The 10,263-nt window shown below is 72.9% G+C and carries 12 protein-coding genes; 8 read left to right on the top strand and 4 right to left on the bottom strand.

Annotated elements, in window-relative coordinates; translation table 11 throughout:
* From Q1N79_RS23685 to Q1N79_RS23705, 5 genes are all read left to right on the top strand, one after another.
* A partial coding sequence (locus tag Q1N79_RS23685) for an acetate--CoA ligase family protein (protein WP_300612552.1) occupies positions 1–677 on the top strand: 677 nt, incomplete at its 5' end.
* Positions 678–714: 37 nt separating this feature from the next.
* Entirely contained in the window at positions 715–870 is a 156-nt protein-coding gene (locus tag Q1N79_RS23690) for a hypothetical protein (protein ID WP_300612553.1), read from the top strand.
* 33 nt (positions 871–903) lie between these two features.
* On the top strand, positions 904–3,993 hold the full coding sequence (locus Q1N79_RS23695) for a CHAT domain-containing protein (protein WP_300612555.1): 3,090 nt from the start codon (positions 904–906) through the stop codon (positions 3,991–3,993).
* Complete coding sequence (locus Q1N79_RS23700; RefSeq protein ID WP_300612557.1) at positions 3,986–4,330, top strand: hypothetical protein; 345 nt, start codon at positions 3,986–3,988, stop codon at positions 4,328–4,330. Before Q1N79_RS23695 ends, Q1N79_RS23700 begins: the two co-directional genes overlap by 8 nt.
* Positions 4,327–4,557 carry a hypothetical protein gene (locus Q1N79_RS23705; RefSeq protein WP_300612559.1) on the top strand — a complete coding sequence of 77 codons (231 nt, stop codon included), beginning with the start codon at positions 4,327–4,329 and terminating at the stop codon, positions 4,555–4,557. Before Q1N79_RS23700 ends, Q1N79_RS23705 begins: the two co-directional genes overlap by 4 nt.
* Before the next feature lie 128 nt (positions 4,558–4,685).
* On the opposite strand, the gene Q1N79_RS23710 is transcribed toward Q1N79_RS23705, so the two are convergent.
* From Q1N79_RS23710 to Q1N79_RS23720, 3 genes are read right to left on the bottom strand one after another with little or no spacing between them, the layout of a single operon-like run.
* Positions 4,686–5,027, bottom strand: a complete 342-nt coding sequence (locus Q1N79_RS23710) for a type II toxin-antitoxin system PemK/MazF family toxin (protein WP_300612561.1) — start codon at positions 5,025–5,027, stop codon at positions 4,686–4,688.
* Positions 5,024–5,266, bottom strand: coding sequence for a ribbon-helix-helix protein, CopG family (locus Q1N79_RS23715; RefSeq protein WP_300612563.1), 243 nt, complete (start codon positions 5,264–5,266; stop codon positions 5,024–5,026). The genes Q1N79_RS23710 and Q1N79_RS23715 overlap by 4 nt, the downstream gene beginning before the upstream one ends.
* Positions 5,263–6,912 (bottom strand): NAD(P)/FAD-dependent oxidoreductase, encoded by a 1,650-nt coding sequence (locus tag Q1N79_RS23720; RefSeq protein WP_300612565.1) that lies wholly within the window; start codon positions 6,910–6,912, stop codon positions 5,263–5,265. Before Q1N79_RS23720 ends, Q1N79_RS23715 begins: the two co-directional genes overlap by 4 nt.
* 189 nt (positions 6,913–7,101) lie before the next feature.
* Between Q1N79_RS23720 and Q1N79_RS23725 the strand changes: the two genes are divergently transcribed.
* From Q1N79_RS23725 to Q1N79_RS23735, 3 genes are read left to right on the top strand one after another with little or no spacing between them, the layout of a single operon-like run.
* Complete coding sequence (locus Q1N79_RS23725) at positions 7,102–7,875, top strand: methyltransferase domain-containing protein (protein WP_300612567.1); 774 nt, start codon at positions 7,102–7,104, stop codon at positions 7,873–7,875.
* Between the two features lie 34 nt (positions 7,876–7,909).
* On the top strand, positions 7,910–8,464 hold the full coding sequence (locus Q1N79_RS23730; protein WP_300612569.1) for a nuclear transport factor 2 family protein: 555 nt from the start codon (positions 7,910–7,912) through the stop codon (positions 8,462–8,464).
* Positions 8,465–8,477: 13 nt separating this feature from the next.
* A complete protein-coding gene (locus Q1N79_RS23735) occupies positions 8,478–9,689 on the top strand; it encodes a DUF2332 domain-containing protein (RefSeq protein ID WP_300612570.1) in 1,212 nt (403 codons plus the stop codon).
* Here Q1N79_RS23735 and Q1N79_RS23740 read toward each other — a convergent pair.
* Positions 9,665–10,263: Clp protease N-terminal domain-containing protein (locus tag Q1N79_RS23740; RefSeq protein ID WP_300612571.1), on the bottom strand; the 599-nt coding region annotated here is incomplete at its 5' end. The two genes, Q1N79_RS23735 and Q1N79_RS23740, sit on opposite strands and share 25 nt — an antisense overlap.

The raw sequence follows: 10,263 nt of genomic DNA on the forward strand, positions 1-10,263 counted from the left end.
ACACCGCGCGCCGCGACCGCTGGGTGACCCGGCTGCACGCCGGGCCGGCCGGCGGCGCCGAGCTGTTCGACCTGCTGCGCGACTACGGCATCCCCGCCGTGCGCGCGCTTCCCGCGGCCACCCGCGAGGCGGCGCTCGCCGCCGCGGAGGCGATCGGCTACCCGGTCGCGGTCAAGACCGACGAGCCCGGCATTGCCCACAAATCGGACGTCGGCGGCGTCCGGCTCGGCATCGCCTCGCCCGCCGCGCTGCGCGAGGCCTACGCCGACCTCGCCGCCCGCCTCGGCCCCCGCGTGGTCGTCAGTGAGCTCGCGCCGCCGGGGCCGGAGCTGATCATCGGAATGGCCCGTGACCAGGCACTGGGCCCGCTCATCGTGACGGGTCCCGGCGGGGTGCTCGCCAACTTTTCCGCCGAACGATCCGTGGCGCCTCCCCCGCTCACCCCCGCTGCCGCCGGTGCGCTGCTCGGCCGGCTCCGCGTCGCGGAGATACTCGCCGGGGTCCGCGGCAACCCGCCATGCGACGTGGCGGCCGTCGTCCGGGCGATCGTCTCCTTCTCTGTCCTGGCCTGCGAGCTCGGCGGCGCGCTCGAGGCCTTCGACGTCAACCCGCTGATCTGCGGTCCCGCCGGCGTGCTGGCGGTGGACGCCCTGGCCGTCACCCGCGGTCCGGGGTAGCCTTGCTGCGGACGAGTCTGCGGGGGGATGGGCGGGCATGCGCCAGTTCGCGTTTTCCGCGCTCGTTGCCGCTTTCACGGCATTAGCGCCGCTCGGGACGGCGGCGCACGCCGTCAGCCAGGTCAGCCCGTCGGCGGCCGTGTCCGCGGTCAGCAGCGCCCCGGTCGGCACGCCGCGGCAATACCTACTGTGAAAGGCGATCGGATTCTGAGCTGGGGGGCATGGAGTGTGGGAGCTTTTCGAGCGACGGTATGCGGCTGAGCACTATCTCGGTTCTTCTGTCAGGGCGCAACGGCTGATCGACCGCCTCGTCGAGACGCCGGCCGGGACGAGCGAGCAGGCGCTCCGCGCGGAGCTTGCCCCGCTGACCTATGCCGACCTGCGTGCCTTCTACACCACGGCGGTGGAGCTCACCGGCGGGCCAACCGGGGCGCCCGGGGCGCCCGGGCAGGACGAGGGAGACGCGGCCGCCGACCGCTGGCGGCCGCACCTGGACAGGCTGCTCGTCTTGCGCGCGGTCAGCGGCGCGGCCCTGAACGAGGCGGCCAACGCGAGGACAGACCAGCTGGCCGCGCAGGATCTGGCGTCCGTGCAGGAGTGCGCGCCGATCGACGAGCGCATCAAGAACGCGTACCGCGCCGCGCTCGCCGGCCAGGCGACGTCGCAGGACGCCGACTGCCTGGCCGCCGCGGTCCGCGACTATCAGGCCATCGCCGGCGGCGCCGCGCTTTCCGAAGGCGGACGCCGCCTGCTCCGCTACAAGATCGCCAATACGCTCGACGGCCTGGGCAGAGCCTGCGAGGGTTTGCGGCGCGATGCCGAGGCGAGGATCCACTTCGGCGCCGCGGCCGAGGTGTACGCCGAAGCAGGGGAGCGGCTCCAGGCCGAGTCGAGCATCGTCAGGCGCGACGCGGCCGATCAGCGGCTGCTGCCCGACGCGGACACCCGGCTGGAGGGACTGCTGGCCAGGCTTGCCACCGCCCCCGACCTGTCCGTGGACCGGGTCGGCGTCCTCGTCGGGCTAGCCGAGGTCGCGCACGGCAACAGCGACGACTTCGAGGCACGGCGGTGGCTGGACGACGCGATCGACCAGCTGACCCGCGCCCGCTGCCCGATCCCTGGTCCAGACGGCCCCGACCGCGCGGTGCAGACATGGATCGCGGCGATCTCCCCAGGGGACGGCGCGGATCCGAACCACTTCCTGCGGGAGTTCGCCGCCCTGCTCACCGTGCACTCGCGTGTCGCCGCGGTCCGGATGGCGCTCGTGCCCGACGCCGCGGCCACCGCGGAGACCGAGCTCCGCCGGCTCGCCGAGATCATCCAGCAGATCCCGGTCCACGCCCGGGCGGTCGAGGCGCGGCTGCAGGCACAGCTCGGTCAGTCTTCCCGGCCCGCCCGGCCCGCCCGGCCCGCCCGGCCCGCACCGCCCGGCGACGGCCTGCCCGATCCCACCGCCGAGTTCATGGCGATCATGGGCATGGTCAACGAGCTGCTCGACCTGACCGAGCACTCCACCGCCGACACCCCGGAGACGGTCGCCCGGTGGCGGCAGCTGGCGCAGGACTGCATCGCGCGCGCCCGGGTCCTCGGCCAGCCGGTTACGATCGCGCAGGCCCTCGAGGCCGGCGCGAGGGTAAAGCTCGCCACCGGCGAGCCCGAAGCCGCCATCGGGCTGCTTGAAGAGGAGTACGAACAAGCCAGCCTGGCCGGCGGCAAACTCGCGACCGACCAGGCGATCCTGGCGATGTCGGAAGTGGCGAAGGTGCAGCTCGGCTTCGGACTTGACCACGTCGGGCAGGCTTCGGACGCGGCGGGCAAGGTCATCGACCTGATCGAGCGGGACCGCTACCGGGTCAGCGCGCCGTTCCAGCAGGCGGCGCTGCTCGCCCCGCATGCCGACGTCATCGCTATCGCGGTTTTCAGCGCATGGAAAAGCGGCGCCTACGACCTGATGCTGCAGCGCATGGAGCTGTCCAAGGCCAGGGCCTCGGTCCGGCAGCTCTTCCTGACCAGCCCGCGGGGGAGCGCCGGGCTTGACGGCGAACTCAGCGCGCTGAACGACGAGATCCACGCCGGCGCCCGCGAACGCGAGGCGCTGCAGGCGCTGCGCAGGCAGCGCCTGCAGCTGTGGGACCGCCGGGCCATCTCCCGGCGCGACCCGCAGGCGAGCGTCCCGCCGGTAACGCTCGCGGGCATCCAGGCGCTGCTCGAACCGGATGAGGCAGTGCTCTCCTACTTCTGGCTGCGGCCCCTGACCCTGCTCGTGGTGACGATCACGGCCGAGGCGATCGCGGTGGAGAGCAAGCCAGTCACGCAGGAACAGCGCAGCCTGCTTGACGGCCTGATCGGCGTGCTTGGCTCGCTGACGGGCTCCAACCTCGCCCTGGACGCACACTACATCGGGCCGCTGGCTCCCGTCCTTGCTCCCGTCGAGGGCCAGCCGCTGCTCGAAGGCAAGCGGCGGCTGATCGTGTCGCCGCACCGGCTGCTGCACTGGTATCCGTTCGCCGCGCTGCCCTACCAGGACAAGCCGCTTGTCCGGTCCTTCGCCGTCCGTTACGTCCCCAACCTCACCAGCTTGCTTGTGCCGCGCGCCGCCCCGGGCGCCCCGGGCGCCCCGGGCGCACCCCGGATGGCGGCCCTGGCGGTCAGTGAGTTCCCCGGGCGGGAACTGGACCCGTTGCCAGGCGTGCGCGCGGAGGCGGCGGCCACCGCCGCGATCTACTCGGCGGTCGGCATCGCCTCCTCGCTGACGGCCGAGCCGACCCGCGCGCAGGTGCTGCGCGCCCTGCGCGACGGCACGCTCACCGGGGCGTGGTGCCTGCTGCTCGCCACGCACGGGCACAGCCTGATCGACGAGGTTTCCGGGGACGCGCCGCTGGAATCGGTGCTTGAACTCGCCGACGACAGCGTCGACGGCTACGAGATCGCGGCCGCGGACCTGGGGTGCGAGGTCGTGGTGCTGACCGCGTGCTACGCCGGGCAGCGCGCGATCGGCGGGCGCGGCATGGCCGAGCAGCCAGGCGATGAGCTGTTCGGCCTGTCCGCGGCGTTCCTGCAAGCCCGCTGCGGCAGCGTGCTCGCCCCGGCCTGGCCCGCCGACGATTCGGTCATCGCCAGGCTGATCACCGCGTTCCACCGCAACCTCGCCCAGGGCTCCCCGGCCGACATCGCCCTGGCGCAGGCACAGCGCGCGTTCCTGGACACGGCCAGCGCCAGGGAGCGCAGGGCCTACTATTGGGCGCCGCTCGTCCTCACGACCATCGGCCGGCCCATGCCGGTGCCTGCGACGCGTAAGGAGACGCCTCATGGCTGAAGTCGTCATTCACTGCATTCCCGAACCAGGAGCCGACCCGGCAGCGGCTGCCGCCGAGTTCGAGGCCTACCTGCGCGGCGCCGACGGCGTCGACCCCGTCCTCGTCGAAGTCGAGCAGCCGCGGCTCGGGCTGGCGGAGATCCTGGCCATCGTCGACATCGCCAGCGGGGTAGTCGACCTGACGGAGAAGCTCGTCGCCTTCATCAACTCCCGCCGGGACAAGGCAAAGGTGAAGGACATCGAGGTCGAGATCGACGGCCAGCGCGTCCCGGTCGGTAAGCTCACGCCCGACCAGCGCAGCAGGCTCGCCGCCGCGATTGCCGACGGCGCCGGGTGAGCGGGCTTCCCAGCGGGGCGGTCACCTTCTTGTCCGGCGGCATCGAGGACTCGACCAAGCTGGACAACTGTGAGCACGTGATCGGCGCGGCGGCGGAGCTGTGCGCCGGGCTGCTGGCCGCGGCCGATGACGTGACGATCCCGGCCACCAGCCGGGAACCGCTGGCGGTGGCCGGGGAGGCCCGGTACCGGCTGGCCCCGCGACCCGCAAGGCGCCGCGGGCCCTGATGCAACGTCTGGCTTCCGGCTCACCTGTGCTGGCGGCCATCGCGACCGTCCCGGCGTTGTATGCCGCCCCGGTCAGGTTTTCGCTGGCGAATCCGTACCCTGGCCTGCCGCGATCCGCCGCGATCCGGTTACAGGCCGAGTATGCGGCGCAGGCCGCGGTCGACCTCGTGCATGAGGGAGGCGGGAAGCTGCCTGATGGCGGAGTCGAGCCCGGCCTTGTCGAGGGTGACCAAGGCAGTGACGTTGACTACGGAGTCTTTCGGCAGACCGCTCGTCGCGGCAGGCAGAAAGACGTTGCCGGGCATTGCCGCCAGAGCCGTGTTCGAGGTAATCACGACGGCCAGCGTGGTGTTCAGCCGGCTGGCGTTGTAGGGGTCGGACTGGACCACCAGGACCGGGCGCCGCCTGGCCGGCCTGCTGCCTTGAGTTTCGCCCAGATCGGCCCAGCAGACATCGCCGCGGCGGATCACCAGTCGTCTCCGGCCGCCAGTCGCCGCTGGCCGGCGGCAACGGCAGCCGCGCCCGACTCGCCGTCTCCGGCTGTCTGCAGAGCCTGGTCAATCTCGCGCGACAGCGACTGCGAGGCTAGCTCGTCCAGGTACCTGCGGGCCGCACGGGCAAAAAACTCAGACCTGCTGATGCCCATCTCGGCCGCCTGCCTGGTTGACTCCTCGAAGGTCTCATCGGGAACGGAGATCGCGGTCTTCATATTCTTGAGTATAACCGGGTATTACCGCGGCCCGGCCAGGCCCGTTCCCGCCAGCGCTGCGCGCGCCGGTCGGCGAGGATCTGGCCCGCCACATTCCGGCCGGGAATCCCGGTGACGCCACCGCCCCCGTGGGTGGCCGAGCCGGCCTGGTACAGCCCGCGCACCGGGGTCCGCAGGTCGGCGTACCCGGCCGCCGGGCGCGCGTGGAACATCTGGCCGAGCGACAGCTCGCCGTGGAAGATGTTGCCGCCGATCAGGCCGTACTCCCGCTGCATGACGTCCGGCCCGATCACCTGCCGGTGCAGCACCGAGTCGCCGAACCCGGGCGCGACGGCCTCCACGCGGGCGATCACCCGGTCGGCGTACGCGGCGAGCGCGGCCTCATCCGGTTCGTCCGCGAACGTGTGCGGCACCCACTGGGTGAACATCGACATCACGTGCTTGCCCGGCGGGGCGAGCGAGTCGTCGAACACGCTCGGGATGCAGATGTCCGCGAACGGCAGCGCGGACGGCTTTCCCGCGGCCGCCTCCTGGAACGCGTTCTCCACGTCGTCGAGGCTTTCTGACAAGACGATCGTGCCCCCGTACACCTCGGGGTCCGGGTCCGGGTGCGCGGCGAAGACCGGCAGCCGGTCCAGCGCAAGGTTGATCTTCACCGTGCCGCTGCGCGTCTGCCAGTTTTCGATGTCGGCCCGGAACCCGTCCGGCAGGTCGGCCGGGTCAAGCAGGCGCAGGAAGGAGATCGCCGGGTGCGCGGTCGTGACGACCGTCGCCGCCTCGATCTCTTCGCCGCTGGTCAGCGCCACCCCGGTCACCTGCCCGGCCCGGGTGCGTATCGCGGCCACCTCGGCCCGCGTCCTGATCGTGGCGCCGAACGACCGGGCCGCGTCCGCCAGCGCGCCCGCGACCGCCCCCATCCCCCCGCGCGGGAAGCCCCACGCACCCGCCTGCCCGTCGGCCTCGCCGATGTGGTGGTGCAGCAGCACGTACGCGGTGCCCGCCGAACGCGGGCCAGCCCACGTCCCGATCACTCCCGACACCGACAGCACGCCGCGCATCGCGTCACTCTCGAAGTACCGGTCGAGCAGGTCCGCGACGGAGCCGGTGAGCAGCCGCGTTATGTCGACCGCGCCCCGCACGTCGACCTTGCGCAGGTGGGCGGTCAGCCGCGCCTGGGCCAGCAGGTCGGCCGGGCGGTGGGAGCCGACCTTCGGCGGGACCTCGTGCAGCAGCGGCGCGAGGACCTTGCCGATGCGAGCCAGGTGGCGCTCGTACCCGTCGTAGGCGTCGGCGTCGTGCTCAGAGAACGTGGCGATCTCCGCGCGCCGCTCTCTGGCGTCGTTCGGCAGCCGCAGCGCCCGGCCGTCCCGGCGCGGCGCGAAGTACGGCCCCTGCGGGTAGATCGTCAGGCCGTGCCGGTCCAGCCCCAGGTCAGCGGTGATCTGCGGGGGCAGCAGGGACAGCACGTAGGACAGCGAGGTGACCGTGTAATCCGGACCGAACGGATGCTCGCTGACCGACGCGCCGCCGATGACCTCGCGCCGCTCGCAGACCAGCGTGCGCAGCCCGTTCTTGGCCAGGTAGGCCGCCGCCACCAGCCCGTTATGCCCGCCGCCGATCACCACGGCGTCCCACTGCTTCGTCACGTGGCCATTGTCGCAGGCTAGGGCGTCGAGTCGTAGACGTACCAGCCGCCGTCGACCGGTTGCCGCCACCGAACATCATTGTGCTCCCGGTTATGTCCGCGAATATCCGCATGTTGCTGATGTTCCCCGTGGGAACCCAGCGGGCTGAGGTGTCTGAGCGCAATCGTTCGCGGGTATCCATCGAACAGCATGCCTGAGTACACCCTTGATCATCACCTCGAAGGCGAGCGGCAGCGGCTGGCCCTGATGTCGCGGCTGCTCGATCCGATGCACCGCAGGCACATCGAGCGGCTGGGCCTGCGGCCGGGAGCGCGCACGCTCGAGGTCGGCTGCGGCAACGGCTCCATGTCGGCGTGGCTGGCCGGGCGTGTCACGCCCGGCGGGCGGGCGGTGGCCGTGGACCTCGACCTTTCCCTGGCGGATGCGGACGCGCCCGGGCTTGAGTTCCGCCAGGGGGACATCCTCGCGGGGCCGGTCGAGCCGGGAGGCTTCGACCTGGTGACGGCCCGCGCCGTGCTGCACCATGTCGCGGACCGGCCCGCGGCCGTGGCGAACCTCGTCGCCAGCGCGGCGCCAGGCGGGTCGATCCTGCTGATCGAGCCGGACTTCCTGCCGGTCAGCGTCGCCGAGCCGCCGCAGGTCCGCGAGTTCTGGCAGGGCTGGCTGGCCTGGTCGCGCGAGCAGGGGATCGACTACTTCGTCGGCCGCCGGCTGCCGGCGATGCTGGCCGGGCGCGGGGTGCGGGACGTCGGGGGCACGGCGGAGACGGCGCTGTACAACGGCGGCTCCGCGTGGGCCGAGTACTGGCGGCAGACCGTCGCCGAACTGCGCCCTCGCCTGGTGGCGTCGGGCAAGCTCGACGACAGGTCAATAGGGGCGTTCCTCGCCCAGTGCGCCGACCCGGCGTGGTGGACGCAGACCATCGCCTTCACCGCCGTCGCCGGGCACGTACCCGGCGGCTGAGGCGACGGGGAAGCAGCAGTATCGGAGGGCGCGCATGACGGATCCCGAACGGCACGGCGGGCTGCCCGGCGTGCTCGATGACCACCTCGCGGCGGAGTTCACCGCCAGGGACCTTGACGCCACGATGGCGACCATGACCGACGACCCGTACCTCAATCACGTCCCGGTCATGACAGGGGGCATCGGCCGGGCCCAGGTGCGCCAGTTCTACGATCGGTTCTTCATCGGCCACTGGCCGCAGGACACCGCGATGCAGCAGGTCTCCCGGACCGTCGGCGCCGACCACGTGGTCGACGAAATCGTGATGTCGTTCACCCACGACATCGTCATGGACCACCTGCTTCCCGGCGTGCCGCCCACGGGCAGGCCAGTACGGCTGCCGGTCTGCCTGGTCGCCGGCTTCCGGGACGGCAAGCTCACCCACGAGCACATCTACTGGGACCAGGCCTGCCTGCTGGTCCAGGTTGGGCTGCTCGACCCGGCGGGCCTGCCCGTCACGGGGGCCGAGCAGGCCGAAAAGCTGCTGGCCCCGCGGGCCGTCCCCGCCAACGCCCTGCTCGGCCCGGCCTGGGCTGGCCCGCCCGCCTAGGTGGCCGCGAGGGATGGCCGGGTCCGCTGTCGAGGAGATCCGCGCGCAGGCGCTGGAGGTCGCTGCCGGGTGGTCACCGGCGGGTGCGCCGGATTCCTGGCGGCTCACCGCGGCGCTGTTCAGGGTAATCGCGGCGGATGAGGACCTGCTGCTCCGCCTGGCCGGGCTGCCGTCAGACCGGCTGCCCGCCCTGCTGGCGAGCGCCGCGGTCTCGTTCCTCGTGCGCAGGGACCGGCCCGAGCCACTGGCCGGCTATTTCCCGCGGCCGGGAGCGGCGCCGCCGCCGTTCGACGACGGTTTCTGCCCGGCGGCCCGGGCGTTCATCGCCGCGCGGCTGGACGACATCATCGCCGAGTGCGCGCAGCGCCGCTACCAGATGAACGAGGTGGCCCGGTGCACGCAGATCGCGCTGGGCGTCGCGGCGACGGCGGGCCACGCGACCGGGCCGGTGGGGCTGGTGGACCTGGGCACCGGCGCCGGCCTGGGCCTGCAGCTTGACCGGTTCCGCTACCTGGTGGGCGGCCGCGCGTCCGGGCCGCCTGTCGCGGCCCTGTGCCTGAGCTGCGACGTGCGCGGAACGCGGGCGCCGCCCGGGGTCACCCTCCCGCCCATCGCCGAGCGTGCCGGGATCGACGTGGCCCCGGTTGACCTGCGGGACCCGGCAGCCCGCTCCTGGCTGCTCGCGTGCGCGCCGCCGGAGGCTTCCGCGGTGGACCGGCTGGCCACGGCGATCCAGGTGACCCGCCGGCATCCGGCGCGGATCCTCGCGGGCGACGTGATCGACGTGCTGCCGGGCGTGCTCGGCCGGCTCGCGCCCGGACGTGCCGTGTTCGTGGTCGACGCCTACCTGGCGGTGTTCCTGCCGCCGCAGCGCCGTGCGGAGCTGACGCGGATCATGGCCGAGGCGGGCCGGACCCGCCCCGTGACATGGCTGTCGCTCGATCCCCTCGTCCCGCTCGGGCCGTCAGGCCGCGATAGCGTGCAGGGGCTCGAGCTGCCCGCGTCGCTGATCACCGACTACCAGCGCCACGGCGTCTTCGCGGTGCTGGGGGCGCAGACCTTCCACCGCGGCACCGAGCGCAGGCGCCTGCTGGCCCGTGCCCATCCCTCCGGGCAGTGGGTCGAATGGCTGGATGGCGAACCGGACAGCCGGCTGGGCCTCGGGAAGAACCGCCACGTCCCCGCCACACCGCTCGGCGATCAAGGCTGTGGCGCCCCTCGGTAGTAAGGGGTCGTCCTGAGCCGGAACCAGCGGTCGCGCACGTCCGCCTGCCGGTTCTGCAGCCAGACTCCCCAGCCGGCCGTGACGTTGAGATAGGCGTGCCGCCGCACCGGACGGCCCGGTGCGCGCGGCGGGCCGGCCAGGTCCGGCCTGGCCGCCGCCATGCGCTGCCGCACCTGGTCGCGGTGGTGGCGGGTCAGGGAGTAACGCTGGTCGTCGTCGAGCCCGAACCGATCGGCGGTCCGCCACGCCGCCTTCTGTTCCAGCCGAGACAGCGCCTCCCAGTCCGCGCGCCCGTGGAGCCGGTCGAGGGGCAGGTGGTCTTGCCGCCAGCGCAGCACCCGCCACGCCCTGTCGTCCAGTCGCTCGGCCGGCAGGGGCGGACGGTCCATCGTGCCGGCGGGCGTGAGCGGGGGAAGCGTGAGGAGCGGCTGCCCCTCGGGCGCTGCGATGGCGGCGAGGACCGCCCGGCGGGCGGCGGCGGGATCGACGCCCGCGCGGCTCAGCGCCCGCAGGACCTCGGCCGTGCCCTGGTCGACCAGGGCGATCAGCAGGTGCTCAGGGGCCGGGCGCTGCC

It is taken from the genome of Trebonia sp., from assembly GCF_030042015.1.
In the GTDB taxonomy this organism is placed as follows: domain Bacteria; phylum Actinomycetota; class Actinomycetes; order Streptosporangiales; family Streptosporangiaceae; genus Trebonia.